The sequence below is a fragment of the Nitrosomonas ureae genome (assembly GCF_900108305.1).
GTDB lineage: Bacteria > Pseudomonadota > Gammaproteobacteria > Burkholderiales > Nitrosomonadaceae > Nitrosomonas > Nitrosomonas ureae_B.
Genome location: NZ_FNUX01000004.1, coordinates 1 through 25548, shown reverse-complemented (window position 1 = coordinate 25548; position 25548 = coordinate 1). Strand labels below are relative to the sequence as shown.

Here is a 25548-nt window from a genome sequence, read left to right as displayed (position 1 = left end):
TTCTAATCTACGGATTAGAATCCAAAGTTAGCCAGCGTAACACCAGGGGCAGCTACCAATTCGACAACGGCATCATCACCCGAGGTAAAGTTACCATCCTTGTTCGCGTCGATCACCACCCAGGTACTGCCGCCACTGACACCGATTGCCACACCCCGGTCTACACCGCCGGAAGCAAAGAAATCCGTTATGGACGTTGCCGAACCATCAGCAATCGAAGCAATCGCGGCACCGCCTTTATTCGCCAGCGCTGAAGCTTGCTGACCGGTAAACCCAAGAACACCCAGATCAATGACGTCCAGCTGACCCGCAACACCAAAACCAGTAATAATATCATGCCCGTCCAGATCCGCATTCAACTGGGAATCGCCCACAGCATTCAGAATCAAGGTGTCTACCGATCCGACGCCCAGTGTGATTATATCGCCACCGCCGTTACCGATAATGGTATCGCCATCCGCGGTTCCGGTATAAGTATCGCTAGCTGCACCGCCAACAAACTCAACGCCACTCGCTCCGCTCGCATTCACTGTCAATGCACCCGTCATCGTGCTGGCATCGATCTTTTTGAGTGTAGCGGCTGTCAAGCCGGCAATATCCAGATTGGCATTGCCGCTGATATTCAATGTTTCAACCGCATCACCGGCCAGTGCAGTGATTGTATTGGTGTAATCGGTATTTGCCAGTTCAGGATCGATCACCGTAACGTTGGAAGCTATGGTGAAAGACTCAATGGCATTGGCAGTGAACGAATCCACCGTTATCACGCCATTTGCTGCGCTATCATCATTTCCATCCAATGCATTCAGCGTCAGGTCCACATTATCGGCAGACCCCGTTGCAGTTGCCAACGCGAAATCCACCGTTTGACCCAGCGCCAAATCAGTTCCTTCTTCCGCATTGACGGTCACCGTCGTATCTGCCACTGCATTGTCTATGATTGCTGCACCTGTGAGAGCCGCGCCTATGGTCACTGCTACCAAGCCTGGCAGATTTTCCATATCATAGGTACCGGTACCGCCACCGATTTCCAGTGTTTCAAAATTGGTATAAACAGTCTGAGCGGCTGCATCCAAAAGAGCACCATCAACAACACCCAGAGCGTCATTGCCTTCACCGCCATCCGCCGTTGCACCATCAACGGCTGCAACCGTAATCGTAAACGTGTCATCACCCGCGCCTAATGCCACAGCAGCTGTCGCAGCCATTGCTTCGGTATAGGTAATGTCATCATTGCCGGAACCGCCGTTAACAGTGACTGCACTACCGTCCAATGTCGCGGTTACACCACCGGAATTACCGGCCGCATCCAATGTTTCTAAGGTAGTAAACGGATTCAGAAACTCAACGCTACCCGTACCAGTAATAGTTGCGGTTGTCGCAGTGCCACCAAACCCTTGAAGAATTTCATTCGATCCTCTTGCTGCTAAAGTCAATTCTTCAACAAGTGTTAATGAAGAAATGTCGGCATTTGAATTATTCGTTGAAAGATTCAATGTTGTAGCAACATCATCCAGAGCAACGGCAGTTACTGTTGGCGTCGTAAAATTGCCCACCGTATCCAGACTCAGGTTCTGAGTAGTCGCGGTATTGCCAGCGAATGTCACATTCTGGACTTGATTTCTGACCCCCAGAGTAGCGGCAGTGCCGATATTATCAACCATACCCGCGCCAGTACTCGATTGCACGGTGATCGATTGCACGCCGGTTGCGTTTGCCAGATCAAGCGTCGTACCCGCGCCAAAACGCGCAATGATATTCTCGATGCTGGTCAGAGACGGTGCTGCGCCGGCTATCAGCGTTGCGGTTAACGTATCGTTACCGGTGCCGCCGTCCAGTCTGTCAATGGATTCAAGCGAGTTGACCACGCCGCCTACGTTATCCTGAATGGCCAATGCGGTAAAGACGTCATCACCGCTGGTACCGGTCAGGCTATCTTCACCCACGATTAACGCAAAGCCCGATCCACTACCGGTCGGCACACCGCTATCGGTCAGTGCTTGCTGCACGTCTTCCGGCGTATAAGGAGCATCCCCGGTCACTTTGCTTAATACCGTCTGCAATAACGCGATATCAGTCGATGAACCTGTGGCTGAGTAGGCTTTGGCGACCAGAACCTTATTATCCAGCAAGGTTTTGGTTGCGGCAAATTCCGGTGCCGGAGTGCCATTCAAATAATTGATCCCTTCAATGACGAGGGCGCCCAGGCCTTTACCCGCCGCAAGCCCACCTTCAAAGAATGCTTTCGCTTGTGAACCGGCACTGGCAGGATCATCATCCGCTGCAAGACCAAAATTATTCAGCAATATGTTCGCTTGATCTTCTATGGTTACGTTACCAACCAGAATGTTGTCCTTGAATACCGGAGTATCATCCAGAAAATCAGCCAATTGATCGATTGACATATTAAAACCGTTTGCATCAACCAGATTCGCCAATTCGGTCATATAGACCTTGCCTGGTGCTGCATTAAACAAACCTATCGCAACTTTCAGAATACTAGTTTGTTGTTCTGCTGTTATAGCCATGGGAGCTCCCTCGTTATAAAAATTAAAAATAAATACTAAAGTAAATTACTTGCAAGTTTTTCACTTTCACTTTGTCTCTATGTAACTTCTGCGCAACTCAAATTTTCCTAGCAGAAAATACCACAAAAGCCAAGTTAAAGTCCATTCTGCCCAAAACAAAACCTCTTTGCAAGTTTGCATCCGAAGTTTTCACAGACCATGTTGCGTAATTACAACAATTATAACGCTATTAATTTACGCTAAAATTCTCATATGCAGGATAAGAGTGAGCTTATTCCAACAATTCATTTGCACAAGGGTGTGTATTACAACAATCACCGGATTTGAAGCCAATAGCGCTTCAACGGCCACCGCATGGGCAGTGAATGGACTGCGAACATAATCAATAGTTCAGATAATCAGGCGGGATTGCGGGAATGGCCGCCACCATTCCACAGATAAAAAGCACCCGTCTTGTTCTACTCCTTATTAATTTCCGTTTGTTTATCTGCGATAATAGACCCTTCAATATTCCAAGTTTAGTTTCTTTGCACCTGTTTAATACTACTATTTTTCCGAACAACTTCCGCAGCTCGTGGCAACAGGCCCCGCTCATTCCGCAGATGATCAAGCGCAAAGTGATCAGCCGATACCAAAGCTCGTTCCGGGGATTAATATACTCTCCCATTAATGCTGCCCTGATGTTGTCGATATATGCTTTTGTTTTCAGCGTTGCGCTTAAAGTATGTCCGGATCCCCAACACCATGATATCAACGACGACACATTTATTTTTGCCTTGTTATTACTCATGGGGTTAAGCTTGAACCTCACTCTCAATCCCTTTATTTTTATTATTGAGCAAGCGCGAGCAATGATACGTCATGGACAATTACCGCATTGGAGCCAAGTAGCTCCGTATTATTTGCCCGTGACCTTCGTCACCTGGATCGGGTTTAATAAAACACGCCAAGGGTTTGCAGATGTCCTTTAACGCTTCGGGCTATGAGCCAGCCGTTAACACCGTGAAGCTATCCAAATGCTATCAGCTGTATCAACATCCAAGAGATCGTTTAAAACAGTTTTTGTGGCCGCACGGATGGTGGGGTTCACGTCAATATTACCGCGAGCTGTGGGCTTTAAACGATATCGACTTAACGATAATGCCGGGAGAAGTCGTAGGCATCGTAGGTCAAAACGGCTCGGGAAAATCGACCCTGCTGCAACTGGTTTGCGGCACGGCAACCCCCACCTGCGGTGAAGTGCAGGTAAACGGCCGTATCGCTGCCTTACTGGAACTCGGCGCCGGATTCAACCCGGAGTTTACCGGGCGCGAGAATGCCTTGATGAGCGCGGCGATCATGGGGTTAAATCAGTTGGAAATTGCTGAGCGCATCGAACAGATTATCGATTTCTCAGGTGTGCGTGATTTTATTGATCAGCCCGTAAAAACATATTCCAGCGGCATGTATGTACGCTTGGCATTTTCTGTTGCCATCAATGTCGACCCCGATATCCTGATCATCGATGAAGCTTTATCGGTGGGGGATGGCGCGTTTGCCCGAAAATCGTTTACTCGCATCATGCAAATGCGGGATGCGGGTAAAACAATCCTGTTTTGTTCGCACTCGCTGTTTCAGGTTGAATCATTATGCGCTCGTGCGATCTGGCTCAATAAAGGCAAGATGGTATTAGATGGCGAATCCGCCCAGGTGGTATCGGCCTATCAGTCATTTTTGGATCAAAGTACAACTGACCCGGCAGCCACAACACATTTTGCAAGCGAAAGCGCCCCGGTCCTGCACAAAAGGCATCCATCCGGCAACGCGCATCTGGACAAAGTACAACTCATAGCGGATGACATCTGCACAGCGCATGCCGATATCGCCAGCAGCCAATCCAATATCCTGATCAACGTAAGCTTCGCTTCGGATCCTGCACTTCCGTGCCCGAATATCGCCATGACGCTACATGCCAAAGATGGCCGGATCATCACCAGTACAGCCACATGGGAAGATCAATTCGCGATTCAACGATCACCCGATGGATCAGGGCAAATTGGCCTCAGGCTGGAACGATTACCGCTTCTCAAAGGAGAATATCAGGTCAGTATCTATTTATTGTGCGAACGTGGCCTGCATCTGTATGATTCAGCAGAAGCCATTGCAACTTTACAAGTCACGCAAGCGGGACGCTTGCAAGGATATTTTTCAATTCCTCATCAATGGGAAAACAACCTCATCATTCAGAATGACTAAATCCATTAATCACAATTCGATACAAAGCACTCAGCATTACCGCCAGGCTACTCATGCCGCTGCGTCAATGACGGCAGCCCCGGCCTCTCCTGGCGAAACGCCGGTGTTTCCGCTCAATATATATGCCCATGCGTTACACCTGCATGAAGGCGTGGCTTCTGATTTACATTTCGGTTTGTTTAAAAACGACAAAATCAGCATGCGGACAGCGCAGCAATCAACTCATGAACTGCTGCTATCAAAGCTGCCACCGCCTCCTTGCCGCATTGTGGAAGTGGGGATAGACCCGGGAGCCGCCACCTCATCCATGCTCAGCCAGCTGGGTTATGATGTCCGCAGCATCACGCTCGATACGCTGGAAACTCTTAATGCCGATGCGCAAGGCTTCGATATTGTTTTATTTAAGGAATCAGCGCAATACATCGATCAACCGGTCATTTTTAATAAAGCGCTGGACCTGCTATCGCCATCGGGACAATTGATCGTAATGGGCGAATTTGCACTGAAGCACACTATTACACATTTGGAACGTCTCCATTTACTCAAGAACATGATCATGCTGGCCGAGCGATCCGGGTTTGAATTGATTGAAAACCTGGATTTATCCGTCCTGGCGGCACCCACTTTTGATTATTTGTTACAGGCCATTTCAACCTACCGGCAAAGGCTGATCAAGGATCTTTTCCTTAACCCTGAGCAACTGACGCAACTCGAGCAATCCAACCGGATTAACCGGGAAAAGTATACCAACGGGCAATACGGCTACGCTTTGTTGCGTTTCAGAAAAAAAACAACACCCCGGTGGCGCTTGCAGCTTTTAAAGGAAGATCAAAAACATAAGCTCTTTGATTTATTTAAGGAAACATTCCATCACACGATGACGCCAGCCACCTGGCAATGGAAATATGGCTCAAACGCAAGCCATGAACTGGGTGTATGGTGCAAAGGTAAGCTGATTGCCCACTACGGCGGCGTCGGCCGGAAGATTCTATTTTTTGGACAACCCCAAACAGCGGTGCAAATCGCGGATGTCATGGTCGACACAAACGAACGCGGCGTACTGACCCGGAAAGGCCCTTTTTTCCTGATGACGGCTGCCTTTCTGGAACATTATATTGGTTACGGCAAGCCTTATCTGATCGGCTTTGGATTTCCAAACGAACGGCACATGAAAATTGCGGAACGGCACGGATTATATGGCGAAGTTGGAAAAATGGCCGAAATCTCCTGGTCACCGTTATCGAAATTTCCTCACTGGCGCACCCGATTACTTCCTATCACCGCACTAGATAATAATGCGCAAATTGCGCTCATCGTTAATGCGTGCTGGCAGCAAATGGCCAAGGATCTGCAGACTGCATTAGTCGGTATCCGCGACTGGGCTTATATACAACACCGCTATCTTAATCATCCTACCCAGCACTACCAGGTCGTATTGATAAAAAACCGCGGTGGCGACCAGACACGGGGCGTGCTGATACTGCGTTATGATGCCCACGGGTGCGAAATCGTCGATATCGTAGCGCCATTGGCCGAAATTCCTCTTCTGGTTCTGCACGCCCGCCGGTTGGCAGGCATTAATGGCCAGCAACGATTATTTTGCCGTATCACGGAAAACTTTGCCGCCCATTTTGCAGTCGCCGGCGGCAACCGGAAAATGCTGGATATTCGCATTCCCGCCAGCACCTGGGATAACGCGCCATCGATTGATTCTTTACGTAACCATTGGTGGCTGATGTCCGGCGATGCGGACTTTCGCTAAATAAGTTTATATTGAATTTAAATGCAACCGTTGCTCACGATACGCAAATAAGCGTTTTAATTAATAGACGCACGACAATGAGCGCAATCTCCACGCAAGTGAACCATTAATCGCCATGAAAATTTTGATGGTTACACGTGAAACCCGTTCAGATCAGCGTTACGGTCTGGGACGCAGCTTGGCGCCCATTGTTGAAGAATTCCAGCGCCGCGGAGTCGAGGTGGGCTATCTTTGCCAAGCCGACTTAGGGCAACGCGCTATGCTCTGGCAACAACGCCTCCTGGCTTTATTAAATTGCTTACACGGAATCAAAAACACACCTACCCATTTCCCCGCATTGTTCCAGGTTCTGCTGGAACGCTTTAATATGGGACGTCTTGCCGCAAAACTGGCAGTTACGCAGAAATATACCCACGTACACTGCCACGATCCCTATATCGCCATGAGTTTGCGCTTTTTCCTGCGATTCTATCCCGATCACAAGCCAGTGTGGGGCATCACCGAACATGGTTTCGGTTGTTATACTCAAGCCATTCACGAAGATGGCGTGCATCTGGGTCATCGCGTGATGCGTTTCATGCGCCATCGGGAAGCCAACATACTGCGCGCTGCTTTCTGGGTAATCGCACCCACTCGCCGCGGCGTCTCTCAGATCGCACACGATCTAGCCATTCATCCGCTACCTGCGCACTGGCATCATCTGGTCCATGCACGCCCCGTTGTGAACCGCTACAGCCGGGAGGATGCAAGAAATCGTCTTGGCTGGAACGAGTCTGCGGTTTATATATTAAGTATTGGCCGCATCTCCCCGGTCAAGCAATATCCATTACTCATCCAGGCATGCGTCAGGCTTAAGCTGGAAAAAGAACTCCAGTTAGTTATTCTGGGTGAAGGCGATCACAGTACTTTACAAAAACTGGCTCAGCAATCAAGACTTTCACGGGAGATTCTGTTCGCGGTCACTGAAGATATCGGCTTATATCTTTGTGCCGCCGACTTGTATGTCAGCGCTTCAGCTTCCGAATCATTCGGATTGGCAAATCTTGAATCACTCGTAGCAGGCACAGCGGCGGTTTGCACCGCTGTGGGCGGTGTACCTGAAGTTGTAAAGGATGGCGCACTATTATCAGAACCCGATACTGACGCTCTGACGGAAGCGATGCAACGCATGCTGAGTGACCGGAAGCTGCGCGAACAAATTGCACAGCAAGGGCTGACACGAGCTAACTCATGGCCGGATATCATTGAAATTACGGATAAATATGAAGCAATTTATCGCCAAGCTGCAGCAGACTAAAATTGCCCGGCTAGGACTTTGTCCATTGCCAACACCACTTACTCCCATCCACAATGGGAAAATACTCGTTTTCGCTCCGCACCCGGATGACGAAATTCTGGGCTGCGGCGGCACACTGGCATTACTGAGGCAACAAGGATGCATTGTCAAAGTTATTTTCGTCACCGATGGTTCCGGCGCCGGCAGCCTTGATGCCGACGCACCCATCATTCGACGCAAGGAAGCGATGGAATCGTTAGCGACATTGGGAATTAATGACATGGAATTCCTCGATGAACCGGACGGCGGTTTTCGCAATTCCCCCCGCTTTGAAACCAAAGTTGATACGCTACTGCGGCAATTTAACCCGGATTGGCTGTTTCTGCCTTCGGTACTTGATTATCATCGCGACCATGTCGCCATAGGCCACGCCGTTTTAAACTGCTGGCAGCGCTGCAAAACATCATCGCGTGCATTTATTTATGAAATCTGGAGTCCGCTTCCCGCTACCCGGGTGATGGACATCACCAGTGTAATTAATCTCAAGAGACAGGCCATATCCTGCTATGCGTTACCCCTTTCCCACTGCAATTATCTTTCTGCGATCATCGGGTTAGCCAGCTATCGCGGTCTTTTTCTTCCTAAAAAAGAAGAGGAAAGTTATGCAGAAGCCTTTGTAGAGGCTGAAAAGAAAGGTCCCTTTCGAGACTTGTCGTATAGAATGTTAAAATTAAGAATCCATCTCGAAAATCTTATAACAAACTGATAAACCGGAAAATTTGCTAGAACTCTCCGGACAAATCAGTCCCGGTGACTTAATGCGGTAACAAAAATCATTCATACTGTCTTATATTTTGTTAACGAGATTCAAAATATTTCAATAAAGCTGTGTAATATCACACTCTGTTGAGAATAATTCTTAATTCATCACTTATCCATGACCAATCACCAATTTCTCCGCAAGGTATTGAGATACCAGAAAACCTACGGAGCAAAAGCGACAATAAAACGCTCCATCAATGAAATTCTTAATCGAATGCGCCGCTCGATTGGTCACTCGCACCCTTACCAGGCGCTATTCGATCGCGATGCACTATTGACCAGAATTGAGCATCCGGACATCAGATTGGTAGTTTTCGACATTTTTGATACGCTCATTACACGCCCGCTGCTTGATCCGGAAAATACCAAGCACTGGATCGCAAAGCGCATCAATTGCAAACATTATCCGGAACGACGCCATGCAGCTGAAATGTCATTGCGGGAAGCGGGAAGCTCCGATGTCAGTTTAGCTCATATATGCACTGAATATGTTCGTCTTTTTGGCACCGCCGAAGGCGATGCCAAGCAGCTGCAATCAATTGAAGAATCAGTGGAATTGTCCCTGGCACAACCATTGCCGGGTATGATCGAGATACTGGGAACGGTAAAACGGGCTGGCAAAAAAGTGGTGCTGGCCAGTGATATGTTTCTGTCATCGGACGCCATCAGAAAAATGCTGCAAAAGTGCAATATCCTTGAATATGATGCCTTATACATTTCGTCCGAAGTGGGCGTGCGCAAATCTACCGGAGCGCTTTTCCGCCACATTGCAGAGAGTGAAGGAATATTGCCAGAACAGGCCGTTATGATTGGCGATCACCCCATTTCAGATCAGCAGATTCCGCAGCAACTGGGCTTTCAAATTGCGGCTCTGGAAAGCCCGCTGGCATTGGCAGGGTATTTTCCACGCCTCAATATCTGGATAGAAAAAGTAAAATCAGCCGGCCCGACCGCTGATGAGCTGGTGCTGGGCAATATCGTACGCACTTTCTTTCAAGCCCAATCCAGGCAATTCTTTCTGGATCGCGCATCACTGACCCAATGCGGACGATACGGCATTGGCTATGCGATTGTGGGTCCGTTGTTAGCGGCCTTTAGCGAATGGCTAATTGAACAGGCCCATGCCGATAACATTGATCGTTTATATTTCCTTGCCCGCGAAGGACAGCTCATGAAGGATATCCATGAGATATTAACTGCAGGGCACAATACACCGCAATCCAATTATTTAGTACTATCACGCCGCGCGGTTTCGGTCGCAATGATCCGATCACACGAGGATATTCTGGCCATTGCCCGCACGGATTATCAGGCCAATTCACTGCCTGAATTCCTGCTGCGCCGTTTTGGCCTGACATTGGATCACACGACATTAACAGCTTTGGAGCGACGCGGCATTTGGTCACGCAAACGTCTGGTAGAAATTCAGGCGGGTCAGATCGATGACGCTCTGCTCGCGGTACTGGAAACCCTGTCGGATGCAATCCATCGTCGTGCAGCGATGGAACGCGAACCCATGCTGTCCTATTTGCAGCAAATCAAGTTAACGGAAGGAGTGGCGGCACTGGTCGACGTGGGTTATGCGGGAACTATCCAGGACAGATTATGCGACCTGCTAGAGCGAAAAATTCTGGGCTATTACATGGTAACCCGCGCAGCCGCTGCAGAAGTCCGCACACGTCACGGTGTGCGCATCTCGGGTTGCTTTGGTGAGGACCTGGCCACACCCGATCAATCGCCCTTATTACGTTATAACGTTCCTCTGGAAATGTTCATGGGATCGGATGATCCACAAATCAGTCATTACCGCTATCAAGACAATCACGCTGTAGCCGGCGTATACAATCCTTTGAGCGAAGCTGAAAAAGCTTCAATACCGTTACGTTCCGAACTTCGTGCAGGAGCGCTGGATTTTGCCCGTGACTATCGCTCCATGAAAGACTCCGGCCTTGGAAAATTACGCATCGATCCGCATTTGGCCGTTGATATTTTTCGAGATTTTTGGGAAGGCACTTCGGAGTCTGAGCGCGCTCAAATCATGAGCATAGCAACCGACGATCATTATTGCGGAATGGGCATCGTACATTTCGCGACATTCTTGCCGCATTAATCCATTCATCTATTTGTGCAAGTAATTGCACAGGTGTGGCTTCTGGCTCAAGCACCAAACCTGAAGAATAAGTTGCAATGGCATCTCCGTGCGTGGTTTTATTGGCGAAGAACTTTATGTTATGGGATATAAAAAAACCGTCAACTTACAAGACCTCGTCCGCAGTAATGGTCATCCAGCGTGAGCCCGTCAAGAATATCTTTTTCTGCTTGAGAGGGGCGCTTGATAAACTCGTCAAACAATTCGGTTGCGATATCCAAAGGAATCTCAAAATCACTGACTAATTTATCCCGTATTGTGATCGATTGGTTAATAAAATCCATTATTCCCCGCCTGATTTCCGCACGTGTCGCCATGGATTGGCGCTCTTCGTCAGCAAGCTGACGAAACTCAGGAACAATGCCATTTGAATCTGTCTGCCGGTAGCAAACAACTTGTGCATCATCAGAGCTTAATAATTTTTCCAGCAAAAAGCTTTTAACGAATATCGGCGGCATTGGATAAATTTTTGGATCAATGCAATGAGCAACGCATCCCTGAGCGATTGCCCCATATTGCGAGGATATTTTCTGCGCGCGTTCTACAGTCATTAAATAATACCCGTGTATTGTCTGCCCCATCAATCGATTCAAACAGCCCTGTATTGTTGCTGCATAACCAATGTCTACTACAGCAGATTTAAGGTTTTTATTTAAGCCCAGATCACTCAGGTAAGTTAATAACCCAGGACGCTCAGCCTGCGCATTGATCAAAATGCGTTCTTCCAAAGCCTGCAATACGGGCATCAGATGCCCGATATTTTCATTTTCAACGGAAACCAGCTTGTTTTTTGGCCACAACCCAAGCCGCACAAAATTTTCCAGATCTTCATGAGATAGCGTCAATCCATACCGTACTTGTATAAATTCGGACAGATGATTCGGATGATACTGCGCTCTCGCGATTTGAAGAATATCATTAAAATCCGAAATCATCGGTACAGTCACTGCACGGCGAGAAAGTACCAGGTAATCAGATGCAATGGCATGGGCATTATTGGATACCCACAGATCATAAGCTATTTTCAGTAACTGGCCTTCGCGAGCCAGAAAATATAAACGCTGGATACCATCCGCCTCGGCTTTTGCCGCTAACCACTGCACAAAGGATAGAACCAATGGTCCGACAACGGCATATCCAATGGCCCAAGGTGTCGAAGGAACGAGATCGGAGGCGCTAAAGCGCGGAAAAAACAAAGGATGGAAATTCCCCTGCACGATGGTTCCAAGGGTAAGCTGCTCATTGATGTCTTCACAATATATCGAACGCTCAATCATGGATCCCAATCGTGGCATTGCCCGAGCTAATTCAACAGGCCGCATTACGTGCAGAATCCTGATTCCCATATCACCAGGTATTTGAACATCGGAGTGCTCGTCATCCCCGATAACCATAATCTCGCTTGGAGAAGCAGTTTCTTGTATCAAGAGTTGACGATAAAAATCACCGGTATCTTTTCTCGATCCATTCCCGGCAGACAAGTAAAGCTCATGCCATCCATTGATACCGTGATGCCGCAATATCCCCTCAACACATAATTTGGAAAGGTACCTATCACTGACCAGTATGACACGCTTACCCAGGGAAATAGCAAATTGCATCAGAGCGATTGCTTCCGGTCGTGGAGCTACAATTTCAAGCTCTGCAGCTTCTTCAAGCTTGCGTAATCGCATTACAGCCTCGAATGAGAGTTCTGACAGGATAGAAAATTCATCGAAAATGGCATCCAATCCAATATCACGGTCAGCTTTCTGGCGTGCTTGAGTTTCTGCAATGGAACGAAATTTAAGATAAAGCTTGCCCTCATCACCTCCAGCGCGATGGGCAATTATATTTTTAACGATTTCAGGATCTAGTAGTGGTCGAGTCAATAACGTATCAAAGATATCAAAAGTAACTATGCGCAATGTTGGATCAGCCATTCTGTTATGTGCATCTTCCTGTTTGCGCAACACATATTGCTCAAAATGCCAACGGGACCAACTGTTGGATCCGCTGTCTCGAAGAATGGCAGCATTAAATCCGGATTGTCTGGTGACCAATACAAATAAACGTTCTATACAATGCGCAAAGGTTGCATCTTTTTGCCCTGCTTCTTCAGCGAAATCTTCGATTTTGATACGCGCGTCAAACAATGGCTGCAATGCCTTTGTACGAGCCCAGAACATTGATCCCGCAGGAAAGTCAAAATAACCTTCCGGTATTTCTGTAATACCCAGTTTATTGCACCATAAGCGCCCACTCACCTGATTGGAAAGCCATGTATTTGCCATGTAAGGCAGCTTTGAGAAATTCTGGGGATAAACAAAACCGATCGGCTTTTCCCCGGTCAGCAGCGTAAAAATTCTCCGTATTTGCGCCTTGCTTCCCAGCAGATTTGTTAGCAAGTATTCCCGCCATCCATCCGTAGCACCATTGTTGTACAGTGATTTTTTGCTATGAATGTGAGCAATATAATCATATTGCTGCAATACCTCGCCAAAAGTACAGAACATGGGCGCAATATCGCGCCCACGATTGGGTACCATAGCGATGGTCAACCGCCCCAATCGAGGTAACCGGGAAAAAACCTGTTCACATTTTTGCTTCGCTGTCTCGTGGGGCGTTGAAACAAATAAATCATAGGAAAATGGCATATTATTCAGATATCTCTCGAATTCTGTCGCCAAATCCGCATAAAAAATATGCGCATGAATTGCAATGCGCCCTGATGGCGTCTTCGCCAAAGGGGAAATAGTGGAAGGATCCCACATTCCTGTTAAAGAGCTGTCAAGATCCCTGGATAATTGACCAGCAGAACCAGTTTCATTCGCCCGCCATACCTCATAATGTCCCATTCCAGCAAAGAGAGATCCCGCAAACCGGTAACCGATATCCAATACCTTGCTGCGCCAACGAACAGGTAACCACGAATAGATAATTTTTAACAGAGGCAAAATCCTACGACGCAAACCGCCCCACGCTTCGGCATACTGTCCGCGAATAATCCGGGCTATAAATCGTACAGGCGCTGTAATCTTCCATGAGGTGGAATAAAACAGGTCATTGATCGCTTTCTGCTGGTCATTGATCGCTTTCTGCTGATCATTAATCGCTTTCTGCTGATCATTGATAGTTTCTTGCAGTAACTGTTCGCGTTGATTGCTGGCCAGCATATCCTGCTGTAGACGATTTCGCAGAGAAGCTGCCAGATGCCCGCTCTCAGCTAAACAGGCGCGGAGACCGGATATTATGTCCTCTCTGTACTGAATCAAGCCTTCCAGTTGCTCTCCAGTCAAAAGCTTCTTCCATTTATCGTAGACTTTGCTTCTAGATGTTTTTACAAAATCTTCACTGTATTCCAATCCCATCCCTGAATGACCATGATTGCGGTAAATGGCCGTAATTTTATCGACATGTAATATTTCGCCGTGTTGCGCAAGTTGCATCCAGAAATCCCAATCCTCAAAGACTTCCAGGTTTTCATCAAAGCTGCAATGATCAATGGCAATCAAAGACTTCTCAAACAACATGGCGTGAATAGGAATAAAATTCCTTCCCCAAAGCCGGCGCGGATCGAATGATTCATTGAACACAGCATTAGTTTCAAGTTGTCCGGCAACATAATACTCAACATTTACACCGGCATAAGCACATCGGGCATCTGAGTTATTTTGTAAAGCAACCAGCAAGCTGGATATATGTTCCGGATAAAATAAATCATCATCATCCAGGAATATCAAGTAGCTTCCTTTGGCTGAATTCAAACCGATATTTGCCGCACGGCTTCTGTTCAGCGGCTCATTATCACCAACGATCCGGACCGGAAAACGGCCGCACCACTCATTGATTACTCGATGCCCTGCCCCTTTGGCATTGACGATGACGACTTCAATATTCGGATAAGTCTGCAAAGCGATAGAATCCAGCGCATCCGATAATGTGGAGCGATCCATGCTACGAATGATGATACTGACTAACGGTACGTCACCGCTATCCAGAAATAACCCCAAGGCTCTTTGACGAACATGCTCCGATTGATACAGTTTGAGCGGATCGTTGGACAGTTCCTCAGCCGTGATTAGAATGAAAGCTTCCGCTGCGGTTACGCTGACGGGTAAAGTATAAGTACGGTAACGATTAAGTGCGGCAATATGCAAATCGTAACGCTGGATTGCATTTTGTGAAACAAAACATTCCATTGCAGCTTTTTTGCGTGCTACCCAGTTACTGATATTGAGCAATTGGTTGGGGTGCAACGGAATGCTCACTTCATATAACGCTAAACATACCGCTTTGCCGATTCGTCTGACCGCCTCTACGGCAGCCATGCCCAGCACGCGGTGATCCGGTTGCATCTCGAAAATTGATGGTACATAGACCAAGTCAGCGCCGGTCGCGTGAATAGCTGTTTGAATTTCCTGTATCAGCTTCTCTCCATAACAGACTTGTCGATCCTGATATTGCCAGAAAACGGGAGTGCCATAGCCAAGGATATCGGCGGCAGCAATGCTTTCATTCTGACGTTGCAGCGTGTACTCGGCAGTTGCTTTCTCCTCACTTATATCATGCGCACCGTCAGATACCACGATGACATGCACAGGAATGCCTTGTTCAACGTGATGCATGATGGCTCCGCCACAACCGAATACCTCATCGCCGGGTTCGGTCGCAAAAACCAGTATGCAATTACCAGGAATTTGTGTAGCCGCCTGATGGGGAATAAGTGAATTTTTCAACATTTTTCCGTTCAATTAAGATAACTTACTAATAGATTCCATTACTATTTCATTAATTAATGGAGGCATTGAGGCTGGATTCAGTCATAACCGGCATAAAGAATATAAAATAACATACTGAATAATATTGATAAACTTGAGTATAACAAATTGTAATGCAGCTCTCTCCCGGATACCAAGCGCAAAATCCGAGGCTCGTAATGTAAAGGAAAATCCAATCAAATAATAGATCCCGTGAATTAAGGCCAGCAAGCAATAACAAAACGCCGGCACCCGATTCATTCATCTATATGTCAGATCAGTGATATCCGGTTAAGCGTTGAACAAATTTAGTTGGCTCGTGAGGCCACATCACCCTGGAATGCGGATAACAGGTTGCAAGGCTTGTGGTAGCTGATTTTTCTCAAAAACAGAAGCCGATAAACCAAGATCGCCTAGCGCAGCAGTCGATGATAATAATTCAGCCGCCTGGAGTTAATCTTTCCTTGCTGAACAGCTTGTACCACTGCGCAACCAGGCTCAGTGACATGACGGCAATTATTGAATTTGCATTGCCCGAGGTAAGGGTGAAATTCGATGAACCCCCAGGCCAGACTTTCTTCTGCAATATGGTTCAATCCAAATTCCTGGAATCCCGGGGAATCGATGATAGCGCTATTATCATCAAGAGAATAAAGCTGCGAATGCGTGGTCGTGTGGCAGCCGGAATCAAGTGCCAATGAAATTTCCGCGGTGGCGCGCCGGGCCTGCGGAACCAGTGCGTTGAGCAAGGTGGATTTACCCATGCCCGACTGACCGGCCAACACGCTGAAATGGTTGGATAGATAAGGCTGTAACGCTGAAACACCCTGCAGAGCGCACAATGGTAGTACGCAATAGCCTAAATCCTGGTAAAGCGACAACGTTGCCATCGCAACTTGTGTTGGCTCGACCAGATCGGCTTTATTCAACACAATCAATACCTCGATATTCTCGCTTTCCACTGCAACCAGGCAGCGATTGATCAATTCCTCGCTAAAGCTGGGAATCGCCGCAACAACAATGATGACTTGTGTCACGTTAGCGGCAATGATCTTTTCCTTGAATGCATCGCTGCGATATAACAATGAAGTACGCGGACAAACCGCTTCGATGACGCCTTGCTCCGCAGCGGTAAGCTGATATTCAACCCGATCACCGCATGCAATACCGCCTTTTTTGCCACGCATGACGCAGGAAATGATTTCGCCGTTCGTCGTTTTAATCGAATAGTGCCTGCCAAACGCGGCAATTACCTGTCCGATTGGATATCGAGCCTGCCGCTTTGTTTTATCGGGACAGGGGCTCAAATTGAAAATAACATGTCGATTTTCGCCGCGCAGATGAAATCATTTTCGGATAAACCGCCAATGGCATGTGTCGTATACGTAACCACGCATTGGTTGTAGCCAACCAGCATGTCGGGATGATGATCTTCGCGGTGCGAAATCCATGCCACCGCATTGACGAACGCCATCGTTTGATAATAATTCTTGAACCCATAAGTCTTGGTGATCTGCTTGTCCTGCAATTGCCAGCCATCGATCTGCTTCAGATAATCAGCAACCGTAGTGGTGGACAATGGTGGCACGCCGCCCTCGCACGGCTTGCATTGTTTGGATGATAAGTCACATGCGGTATTGTTCATGCTTGCTCCTGACTTTGTAAATGTGCCACCCGGATTGATGCTGGTGGATGTGAATCATAAAAAGCCGAATGCAGCGGATCTGGCGTGAGCGTTGCCGCATTATCCTGATACAGCTTGACCAGTGCATGAATCAAATCATCTGCTGATGCATTCTGCACTGCATAAGCATCAGCTTCAAATTCATGTTTCCGTGAATAAATACTTGATATTGGATGCAGCAAAAAGGTAAACACCGGCATCACCAGAAAAAACAGCAACAATGCCATCGCAGTCGACGGCACGGAAGCAATCTCTACTCCCAATCCTTCATAGAACCAGCCCTGTTCCATCAGATAGCCCAGAATCCAGAAAAATGCCAAGCTCATTGCAAATGAAATCATAATGCGCTTGATTACATGGCGATGCTTGAAATGCCCCAATTCGTGCGCCAGGACGGCTTCAATTTCCGCCGGATTCAAACGTGCCAGCAGCGTATCAAAAAACACGATACGCTTGGTTTTGCCAAATCCGGTGAAATAAGCATTGCCATGATTGCTGCGGCGCGAACCATCCATCACAAACAATCCGCTGGCTTTAAAACCACATTTATTCATCAATTGCTCGATACGCGCTTTGAGCGTAGCGTCCTCCAGTGGAGTAAATTTATTAAATAGCGGCGCGATCCACGTGGGAAAAATTGCCAGCACAAATAAGTTGAACGCAATCCAGGCAAGCCAGGCATACAACCACCAGCTCTCCCCCATTTTTTCCATCAACCACAGTACGAAAAATAACAAAGGCGCGCCCAGCAATAAGGCGAGCGCGGATTGTTTGATCAAATCGGCAAAAAACATCGCCGGTGTCATCTTGTTGAAACCAAACTGCTCTTCGATTACAAAAGTACGATAGTAACTTAATGGTATTTCAGCGGCGCTCATAATGAAAAAAGTGCTGATGATCAGTACCATGCCATGCGCCAAAGGATCATTTAACCAGTTGGCCCAGAATTCGCTCAGGACATTTAATCCGCCACCCAGTGTAAATGCGAGCAATAGCCCTGCATGAATGAGTATGCTGGGGTATCCTGCGCGAGTTTTTGCGCAGGTATAGTCGGCCGCCTTTTTATGATCAGCCAAACTGATCTGACTGGCAAATTCTTCCGGCACTCTGTCCTGATGAATCCGTACATGACGGATATGCCTGACTGATAACCAAACCTGGGTTAGCGTGGTAAGTAATAGCGCGATCAAAAAAATCAATGTAAATATTTGCATAGTGTAAATTGAATACAAAAGTTTATAAAAGTGACTGACTGATGGCAATATGACACAATTAAACACATTGCATTCAAATTTTAGATAATTATGGCACAAGATAATAATAACCTGATCTGGGTCGACATGGAAATGACCGGACTCAATCCAGACACCGATCGCATCATTGAAGTCGCTTTAGTTATAACCGATTCACAACTGAATATGGTTGCCGAAGGTCCGGTTCTGGTCGTGCATCAACCCAATGAAATACTGGATGGCATGGATAAATGGAATCAATCGACCCATGCCAAGTCGGGCCTGATTGATAAAGTTAAAGCATCCACATTGACGGAAGCCGAAGTGGAAACACAAATGATCGAATTTCTAAAATTGCACGTGCCATCAGGAATCTCTCCGATGTGCGGCAATTCCATCTGTCAGGATCGGCGCTTTATGGTTCGTTCGATGCCACAATTGGAAACCTATTTTCATTACCGCAATCTGGATGTCAGTACTTTAAAAGAGTTGGTGAAACGCTGGAAACCGGAGATCGCGGCAAATTTCTCTAAAGACAGCAAGCATGAGGCTCTCGCGGATATTTATGATTCCATTAACGAACTCAAGCATTACCGGCAGCACTTCATCGTTGCCTGAGAATGATGATAAAGCTCATGTCAGTAAATTTAATTTACGCTCAGCATGAAATTTAATTTCCGAACTTTTAAGATTCGCCCGTTTCTAAAATACGAGGTTTCGCAAACCTTTTCACTCAATCAATATCTATGGAGAACAAGATGCATCTAAAAAGAAACTTGCTTTCAATCGCTATCGGAACTGCTTTTTTAGTTACGCAATTTGTAACTCCGGTCATCGCTGCAGATACCGCCCAAGGCAGCAACCATCAGCACCAAAGCGGACAGCAATCAGAACATAGCCATAGCAACACAAAATCTGAAGGTCAACACGACCATGGCCACAAATGTGAACATAAAATGTCATCAGTGGATACAAATAATGATGGCAAAATCAGCAAAGAGGAATTCATGAAGCACCATGAAGCCATGTTTGACAAGAAAGATACCAACAAAGATGGTTTCTTGGATGAAGCAGAAAGGCGCAGCATGAAGGAAAAAATGCGCAAACACATGCACGATCATGGCAAGCAACAGCAAAACGGCGATCATGCGCACGGAGATAAGAAGGAATAACCGCTTACAATTTTTGCTTCGACAGCGGTTCATTAACTCCTTTAATACGGCTGTCGGAGTTTCAATTCATTCCAGATAAACTCTGAAATACTCGCATCTGTCATTCCAAACGCAACAAAGAGTTTTCAGCAATCGATACAATGATCCCCTGCCATGTTCGGAATGACCCTTGTTCAGCGCTTCCTAGTGTCTTAAACCACTGGGTATTTTTTTCGGAGCTTTCTGTTCCAGTGGCTGCGGATCCAATATCGCGACGGTCAAACCCTCATCAGTAAAATATTTTTTTGTCACATCACGTATCTGTTCAGCAGTAACCGCTTTCAACTTATCCAGAATGGTATCCGTATCACGATAAGATAATCCTGTACTCTCCAATCTACCCAGCTGCATAGCTTGAGAAAAAGTCGAATCCCGTTGATACACATGACCCGCAATTACCTGCGCCTTCACTCGGTTCAGCTCTTCTTCCGTAACACCTCCTTGAATAATTTTCTCGATCTCGGAACGCAGCGCCTGCTCCAATTCAGCTACTGTTTTGCCCGTGCCAGGTACTGCACTCAGAAAAAAAATGCTTGGGCCGCGCGCAATCGCACCATAACCGGCACTGGCAGAATTAGCGATTTGACTTTCCCGCACTAATGACTTGCTCAACCTGGCTGAAGCATGACCATCCAGCACCCCTTCCAATATTTCCAACGCATAGGGTTCCCAATCTTCATTAACATTTTTAATCGCAGGCGCATGAAATCCCATGATGAGATAAGGCAATTCTGCCGATGCCTTGATGGTTATCCGTTTAGTGCCTAATTGCGGTGGTTCGGTCTGTGGTTTACGAGCATCGATCGTGAATAAAGAGTGTGATTGAATCGAACCGTAGTATTTTTTTGCTAGACGAAACACCTCATCTGCATCAACATCCCCGACGACAACCAAGGTTGCATTATTAGGCGCGTACCAGCGGTCATACCATTCCTGCGTATCTTCCACTCTCATATTTTCCAGATCATTCATCCAGCCAATGATCGGATTCTTGTAAGGGTGAGACTGAAAAGCAACAGCCATCATTTTTTCATACAGTAACGAACGCGCCTGGTCATCCGTACGCAATCTTCTTTCCTCCATCACCACCTTGATTTCCTTATCAAATTCTTCTTTGGTTAAAATGAGATTGCGCATTCGATCCGCTTCCAGTTCCATCGCCATCGGTAAATGGTCTTTATGCAATTGTTGATAATAAGCAGTGTAATCGTAACTCGTGAAAGCATTCTCACGCCCTCCGGCTGCTGCAATTTTTTTTGAGAACTCACCATTGGGGACTTTCTCAGTGCCTTTGAACATCATATGCTCCAGAACATGCGCAACACCGGTTACACCATTGACTTCATCAATGCTGCCCGCCTTGTACCAGATTTGCGTCACCACAACCGGTGAACGATGATCTTGTTTTACAATCAATTTAAGGCCATTATCGAGCACATACTCATGCGGATTGGCAAATGCCGATGATGAAGCCAGCGGATTGACCACCAACAAAAATCCACAAATTGAAAAAATGCAAAAAAAAGTGATACGGTAATCAGATATCATTTTTACCAACCTAAAGTAAGTAAACAGAATAAAATTGAGGTTTGAGAATTCCTCTGCATATTGAGAGCCTACCAGAATGTTTAGTTTTTTTAAATCCAAAAAAGATCCTGGAGATTCGAGCGAAACTCCAGTCAAATCCGCTGTGGAATCCGAATCTCCACCGGAGGAATCCATCAGCTTCGCCAGCAAGCTTAAACAAGGCCTTTCACGCACCCGGCAGAATCTGGGGAAACAGCTATCGGGACTGTTTGGCGGCGGCAAGATTGATGAGGAACTTTACGAAGAACTGGAAACTATCCTGTTAACCTCCGACATAGGCGTCAACGCAACACATCAATTACTTGAAAATCTGCGCAAACAAGTCAAGCGCAATGCGTTGACAGATTCCATACAGTTAAAGCAAGCGCTTAAGGAATCTCTGATCACCATGCTGGAACCGCTTGCCCAACCACTGGATACCACCACGCATAAACCCTTCGTCATCATGATAACGGGTGTCAATGGCGTAGGAAAAACAACTTCGATCGGCAAACTTGCCAAATTCTTTCAAACCCAAGGTCAATCAGTACTACTGGCTGCCGGCGATACTTTTCGTGCGGCTGCGCGTGAGCAATTGATCGCTTGGGGGGAGCGGAACAATGTTACCGTAATAGCCCCGGACAGTGATCCGGATAAAAAGAGCGATCCGGCCGCTGTAATTTATGACGCCGTCAACTCAGCTAAAGCGCGCGGTATAGACATCGTACTGGCGGATACGGCTGGACGCCTGACCACTCAGCTACATTTGATGGAAGAGATTAAAAAAGTGAAACGCGTGATCGCCAAGGCCATACCGGATGCACCGCATGAAGTGCTGCTGGTATTGGATGCCAACACGGGACAAAATGCAATTACGCAAGTCAGAGCCTTTAACGACGCGCTGAATGTTACCGGCCTGATCCTGACCAAATTGGATGGCACCGCAAAAGGTGGCGTGGTCGCAGCTATCGCAGGACAATATCCGGAGAATCCTCCGGCATTGCGTTTTATTGGTGTGGGCGAAGGTTTGGATGACCTGAGACCATTTGATGCCAGAGAATTTGTTGAAGCGCTTCTGGATTGAACGCTACAATGAACAAAACCCTATGATTACTTTCAAGAATGTCTCCAAGCGTTATCCCGACGGCTACATTGCTCTGAACAACGTTGAACTTGAGGTGGAGTCCGGCGAAATGGTATTTTTAACCGGTCATTCAGGTGCCGGTAAAAGCACACTGTTAAAGCTGATTGCTGCAATAGAACGCCCGACTTCCGGCGTAATCGCAATCAGCGGGCAAAATATCGCCCAACTCAAATCTGCCGCAATTCCCTATTTAAGACGCAAGATCGGTTTCATTTTTCAGGATCACAAGCTTCTGTTTGACCGTAATGTTTTTGAAAATGTTTTATTGCCGCTGCAAATCAGCGATTTTGACAACAACACGGCGATGTCCCGAGTGCGTGCCGCTCTGGATAAAGTTGGCCTGTTAAAAAAAGAAAAAGTCATGCCCATCACCCTATCAGGCGGTGAAAGGCAGCGGCTGTGTATTGCACGTGCAGTCGTTCACCGGCCCGCTATCCTGATTGCCGATGAGCCAACGGGTAATCTGGATATTGAATATGCCCGGGATATCATGGCCATGTTCAAATCGTTCAATCAGGTAGGTGTCACCATCCTGATCGCAACGCATGATGCCTCTCTGCTGGACGACACGCAGCATCGGATTCTGTCACTTAAACAAGGAAAATTAGCTGCATGATGCGCGCATGGCTGACGCAACACGGGTTTGTATTTTTTCACACACTCAAGCGACTGGCTTCCACACCTGTTACCACTCTGCTGAGCATCACTGTGATGGGTATCGCGCTTAGCCTGCCGACCGGCGTCTATGTACTGATGGAAAACTTGCAATCCATATCCGGTCAAACGGCCGGCTCCCCGCAAATCAGCTTGTTTCTTAAACAGGATGCGTCAAAGGAAGATATCGACAAGATCCAGCAACGCCTGCAAGAGGATTCACGAATCGTGAACTATCAATTTATTTCCAAGGATAGTGCGCTAATTCAATTACAACAAAGCAGCGGACTTACCGATATCGCCGCCAATTTGACCTATAACCCTCTTCCGGATGCTTTTGTCGTCCATACTCGGGAGAATACATCGGACTCGCTGGAGCAATGGAAATTAACCATGCAGAGCTGGCCGGAAATTGCGCATGTACAATTTGATTCAGCCTGGGTAGATCGCCTGAACGTACTGCTTAAACTGGGGCGCTCGGTCGTACTCATGTTAGCTACATTGCTGAGTATTTCAATCGTTGCGATCATGTTCAATACCATCCGCCTGCAAATTCTGACTAAACGTGATGAAATCGAAATATCCAAACTCATTGGCGCAACCGACGGCTTTATCCAACGTCCTTTTCTTTACTTTGGCGCCATTCAAGGATTGTGCGGAGGCATTACAGCGTGGCTCATCATCGCATGGGGCATTGATGCACTCAATGGGGAGCTCATGCCTCTCACTCAGCTTTATGGCCTTGAGATACAACTGAGATACCTTTCTCTACAAGACAGCATCAGCTTGTTGTTGTTTTCTGCCTGGCTGGGATGGTTAGGTGCACGCATTTCTGTCGCAAGCCATCTTTGGCAAATCGAACCTGAATAACCTGGAAGAATTTATAGCGAAACTTTTTAAATATTTGGCACTCACAGAATGGGAGTGCTAAAATTACATATAGCTATATCGCACAGGCACAAATCCATTATCAGGAGATTATTACAATGACGAATGCTTTGACACTACCTACCACGGGTGGAAGTATTGAAAGTTATATTCAGTCTGTTAATTCTTTCCCTATACTTTCACAGGAAGAAGAAACAAGTTTAGCGCGGCGACTATGGAATAGCGGCGATATTGAAGCTGCACAGCAGCTAATTATGTCTCATCTGCGTTTTGTAGTTGCGATAGCGCGCGGTTATAAGGGGTACGGTCTTCCACAAGCTGATCTAATTCAGGAAGGTAATGTCGGCCTAATGAAGGCGGTTAAACGCTTCGATCCAGAGCGGGGAGTGCGGTTGGTGTCTTTTGCCGTTCATTGGATTAAAGCCGAGATTCACGAATTTATCATGCGCAACTGGCGTTTAGTAAAAATTGCCACGACCAAGCAACAGCGGAAATTATTTTTTAATCTGCGCAGCATGAAGCATGGCTTGGACACAATGAATCCGCAAGAGGTGGATGCAATGGCTGCTCAATTGGGCGTTAAAGCCGAAGAAGTCGTTGAGATGGAGAAACGTTTCAACGGTTCGGATATTTCTCTGGAACCCGCCTCTGAAGACGAGGACGACACATTCAGCCCCATCAATTATTTGACAGATGGCGCAGAACCGTCGCAGCTTCTGGAAAAAGAACAAATCAATCAACTGCGTGAAAAGGGGCTGAAGCAATCTCTTGATTGCCTGGATAAACGCAGCCGCCACATTATAGAAGCCCGCTGGTTAAGGGAAAAAGATACCGCAACACTACATGATTTAGCCGATGAACTGGGTGTATCAGCAGAGCGCGTTCGCCAGATTGAAGTCAAGGCGATGCAGAAAATGCGCGATGCCATGAAAGCCTCTGCATAACATAAAGGTAAAAGTTTAAATTATCCTTTGAAACATCCGCCCGGTATCTCACAAAAATCCAGCGGATGTTGAATTTCTAACAACCGGAGAGGTACCGAAGCGGCCATAGCGGCGCTGACTCGAAATCAGATGATCAGATTATATCCTGACACATGGGATCGAATTCCATCCTCATTAAAAAATAAAAAAGTAATAACAAAACCCGTCACAAGAACGGGTTAGTAATTCGCAGCTTCTTACTTGCGCCGGTATTCAATCTTTAACGATTATTTAGTTTTACTATGGCCTGTTAACACTACCTAAGTGCTTCGACGATAAGAGCGAAATGGATGAATGAGAGAAAGATGATATCCAGTTTGTCGAATCTGGAGAATATTCGACGAAAGCCCTTGATTCTGCGGAATAATCTTTCGATCTCATTGCGTTTTTTGTACATGGCGCGGTCATATTCCCAAGGCTCCAATCGATTAGTTTTGGGTGGGACAACCGGGATATAACCGAGCTCCAATGCAAGCTGTCTGGTTTGATCACCTTCATAAGCACGATCCATCAGCAGATGAGTAGGTGAAGGGACGGGGCCGAGCGCTAACAGGAGTTGTCGCCCTTCCGGTGCATCATGCGCATGCCCCGGAGATAAGGCAAAGGTTATGGCTGTTCTGGCATCTGCGGCAACCAGATGAATCCTGGTGGTCCAGCCACCTCGGGATTTACCGA

Annotated in this window: 19 protein-coding genes; 12 read left to right on the top strand and 7 right to left on the bottom strand. The window is 47.0% G+C overall.

Annotated features, from left to right (window positions below; all coding sequences use genetic code 11):
• Positions 1-14: 14 nt before the first annotated feature.
• Positions 15-2528: a beta strand repeat-containing protein gene (locus tag C4S39_RS03635; protein WP_103965693.1), complete on the bottom strand. Its 2514-nt coding sequence runs from the start codon at positions 2526-2528 to the stop codon at positions 15-17.
• 416 nt (positions 2529-2944) lie between these two features.
• Here C4S39_RS03635 and C4S39_RS03630 point away from each other — a divergent pair, with 416 nt between their 5' ends.
• From C4S39_RS03630 to C4S39_RS03605, 6 genes are all read left to right on the top strand, one after another.
• Positions 2945-3499, top strand: coding sequence for a hypothetical protein (locus C4S39_RS03630; RefSeq protein WP_258039265.1), 555 nt, complete (start codon positions 2945-2947; stop codon positions 3497-3499).
• Positions 3489-4763, top strand: coding sequence for an ABC transporter ATP-binding protein (locus tag C4S39_RS03625; RefSeq protein WP_103965692.1), 1275 nt, complete (start codon positions 3489-3491; stop codon positions 4761-4763). Before C4S39_RS03630 ends, C4S39_RS03625 begins: the two co-directional genes overlap by 11 nt.
• Positions 4756-6525, top strand: coding sequence for a GNAT family N-acetyltransferase (locus C4S39_RS03620; RefSeq protein WP_103965691.1), 1770 nt, complete (start codon positions 4756-4758; stop codon positions 6523-6525). The genes C4S39_RS03625 and C4S39_RS03620 overlap by 8 nt, the downstream gene beginning before the upstream one ends.
• Positions 6526-6652: 127 nt before the next feature.
• Positions 6653-7822: a glycosyltransferase gene (locus C4S39_RS03615; RefSeq protein WP_181023745.1), complete on the top strand. Its 1170-nt coding sequence runs from the start codon at positions 6653-6655 to the stop codon at positions 7820-7822.
• Positions 7788-8567, top strand: coding sequence for a PIG-L deacetylase family protein (locus C4S39_RS03610; RefSeq protein ID WP_103965689.1), 780 nt, complete (start codon positions 7788-7790; stop codon positions 8565-8567). Before C4S39_RS03615 ends, C4S39_RS03610 begins: the two co-directional genes overlap by 35 nt.
• Positions 8568-8738: 171 nt before the next feature.
• On the top strand, positions 8739-10733 hold the full coding sequence (locus C4S39_RS03605; protein WP_103965688.1) for an HAD family hydrolase: 1995 nt from the start codon (positions 8739-8741) through the stop codon (positions 10731-10733).
• A 140-nt stretch (positions 10734-10873) separates the two neighbouring features.
• Here C4S39_RS03605 and C4S39_RS03600 read toward each other — a convergent pair whose 3' ends face one another.
• The 4 genes from C4S39_RS03600 to C4S39_RS03580 all read right to left on the bottom strand — a co-directional run bounded on the left by C4S39_RS03600 (position 10874) and on the right by C4S39_RS03580 (position 18409).
• A complete protein-coding gene (locus tag C4S39_RS03600; protein WP_103965687.1) occupies positions 10874-15493 on the bottom strand; it encodes a rhamnan synthesis F family protein in 4620 nt (1539 codons plus the stop codon).
• Between the two features lie 431 nt (positions 15494-15924).
• Complete coding sequence (gene rsgA, locus C4S39_RS03590; protein WP_103965685.1) at positions 15925-16818, bottom strand: ribosome small subunit-dependent GTPase A; 894 nt, start codon at positions 16816-16818, stop codon at positions 15925-15927.
• Complete coding sequence (locus C4S39_RS03585) at positions 16815-17156, bottom strand: 4a-hydroxytetrahydrobiopterin dehydratase (protein WP_103965684.1); 342 nt, start codon at positions 17154-17156, stop codon at positions 16815-16817. Before C4S39_RS03585 ends, rsgA begins: the two co-directional genes overlap by 4 nt.
• The gene (locus C4S39_RS03580) at positions 17153-18409 is read right to left on the bottom strand and encodes a M48 family metallopeptidase (RefSeq protein ID WP_103965683.1); all 1257 of its coding nucleotides are present in this window, start codon (positions 18407-18409) and stop codon (positions 17153-17155) included. Before C4S39_RS03580 ends, C4S39_RS03585 begins: the two co-directional genes overlap by 4 nt.
• A gap of 90 nt (positions 18410-18499) precedes the next feature.
• Between C4S39_RS03580 and orn the strand changes: the two genes are divergently transcribed.
• Together orn and C4S39_RS03570 are read left to right on the top strand one after the other, a co-directional pair.
• Positions 18500-19045 carry an oligoribonuclease gene (gene orn / locus C4S39_RS03575; protein ID WP_103965682.1) on the top strand — a complete coding sequence of 182 codons (546 nt, stop codon included), beginning with the start codon at positions 18500-18502 and terminating at the stop codon, positions 19043-19045.
• Between the two features lie 140 nt (positions 19046-19185).
• Complete coding sequence (locus C4S39_RS03570; protein ID WP_103965681.1) at positions 19186-19599, top strand: EF-hand domain-containing protein; 414 nt, start codon at positions 19186-19188, stop codon at positions 19597-19599.
• A 183-nt stretch (positions 19600-19782) separates the two neighbouring features.
• Here the strand turns inward: C4S39_RS03570 and C4S39_RS03565 are convergent, their stop codons facing one another.
• Entirely contained in the window at positions 19783-21186 is a 1404-nt protein-coding gene (locus tag C4S39_RS03565) for a M16 family metallopeptidase (protein ID WP_103965680.1), read from the bottom strand.
• Between the two features lie 76 nt (positions 21187-21262).
• On the opposite strand from C4S39_RS03565, the gene ftsY reads away from it, so the two are divergent.
• The 4 genes from ftsY to rpoH all read left to right on the top strand — a co-directional run bounded on the left by ftsY (position 21263) and on the right by rpoH (position 24834).
• Positions 21263-22288, top strand: coding sequence for a signal recognition particle-docking protein FtsY (gene ftsY / locus C4S39_RS03560; protein WP_103965679.1), 1026 nt, complete (start codon positions 21263-21265; stop codon positions 22286-22288).
• 22 nt (positions 22289-22310) lie between these two features.
• Complete coding sequence (gene ftsE, locus C4S39_RS03555; protein ID WP_103965802.1) at positions 22311-22964, top strand: cell division ATP-binding protein FtsE; 654 nt, start codon at positions 22311-22313, stop codon at positions 22962-22964.
• The gene (gene ftsX / locus C4S39_RS03550; RefSeq protein ID WP_103965678.1) at positions 22961-23872 is read left to right on the top strand and encodes a permease-like cell division protein FtsX; all 912 of its coding nucleotides are present in this window, start codon (positions 22961-22963) and stop codon (positions 23870-23872) included. Before ftsE ends, ftsX begins: the two co-directional genes overlap by 4 nt.
• Positions 23873-23988: 116 nt before the next feature.
• On the top strand, positions 23989-24834 hold the full coding sequence (rpoH, locus tag C4S39_RS03545) for an RNA polymerase sigma factor RpoH (protein ID WP_103965677.1): 846 nt from the start codon (positions 23989-23991) through the stop codon (positions 24832-24834).
• Positions 24835-25129: 295 nt separating this feature from the next.
• Here rpoH and C4S39_RS03540 read toward each other — a convergent pair.
• Positions 25130-25548 (bottom strand): IS5 family transposase (locus C4S39_RS03540; RefSeq protein ID WP_146059740.1); only part of this gene is annotated, 419 nt, incomplete at its 5' end.

Excerpts from the sequence above, each read along its gene's own strand:
- orn (WP_103965682.1), top strand. The coding sequence starts at position 18,500 with ATGGCACAAGATAATAATAACCTGATCTGGGTCGACATGGAAATGACC.
- C4S39_RS03600 (WP_103965687.1), bottom strand. The coding sequence starts at position 15,493 with ATGTTGAAAAATTCACTTATTCCCCATCAGGCGGCTACACAAATTCCT.
- ftsY (WP_103965679.1), top strand. The coding sequence starts at position 21,263 with ATGTTTAGTTTTTTTAAATCCAAAAAAGATCCTGGAGATTCGAGCGAA.
- C4S39_RS03620 (WP_103965691.1), top strand. The coding sequence starts at position 4,756 with ATGACTAAATCCATTAATCACAATTCGATACAAAGCACTCAGCATTAC.
- C4S39_RS03580 (WP_103965683.1), bottom strand. The coding sequence starts at position 18,409 with ATGCAAATATTTACATTGATTTTTTTGATCGCGCTATTACTTACCACG.
- C4S39_RS03615 (WP_181023745.1), top strand. The coding sequence starts at position 6,653 with ATGGTTACACGTGAAACCCGTTCAGATCAGCGTTACGGTCTGGGACGC.
- C4S39_RS03570 (WP_103965681.1), top strand. The coding sequence starts at position 19,186 with ATGCATCTAAAAAGAAACTTGCTTTCAATCGCTATCGGAACTGCTTTT.
- C4S39_RS03610 (WP_103965689.1), top strand. The coding sequence starts at position 7,788 with ATGAAGCAATTTATCGCCAAGCTGCAGCAGACTAAAATTGCCCGGCTA.
- rpoH (WP_103965677.1), top strand. The coding sequence starts at position 23,989 with ATGACGAATGCTTTGACACTACCTACCACGGGTGGAAGTATTGAAAGT.
- C4S39_RS03585 (WP_103965684.1), bottom strand. The coding sequence starts at position 17,156 with ATGAACAATACCGCATGTGACTTATCATCCAAACAATGCAAGCCGTGC.
- C4S39_RS03565 (WP_103965680.1), bottom strand. The coding sequence starts at position 21,186 with ATGATATCTGATTACCGTATCACTTTTTTTTGCATTTTTTCAATTTGT.
- C4S39_RS03635 (WP_103965693.1), bottom strand. The coding sequence starts at position 2,528 with ATGGCTATAACAGCAGAACAACAAACTAGTATTCTGAAAGTTGCGATA.
- ftsX (WP_103965678.1), top strand. The coding sequence starts at position 22,961 with ATGATGCGCGCATGGCTGACGCAACACGGGTTTGTATTTTTTCACACA.
- C4S39_RS03625 (WP_103965692.1), top strand. The coding sequence starts at position 3,489 with ATGTCCTTTAACGCTTCGGGCTATGAGCCAGCCGTTAACACCGTGAAG.
- ftsE (WP_103965802.1), top strand. The coding sequence starts at position 22,311 with ATGATTACTTTCAAGAATGTCTCCAAGCGTTATCCCGACGGCTACATT.
- C4S39_RS03605 (WP_103965688.1), top strand. The coding sequence starts at position 8,739 with ATGACCAATCACCAATTTCTCCGCAAGGTATTGAGATACCAGAAAACC.
- C4S39_RS03630 (WP_258039265.1), top strand. The coding sequence starts at position 2,945 with ATGGCCGCCACCATTCCACAGATAAAAAGCACCCGTCTTGTTCTACTC.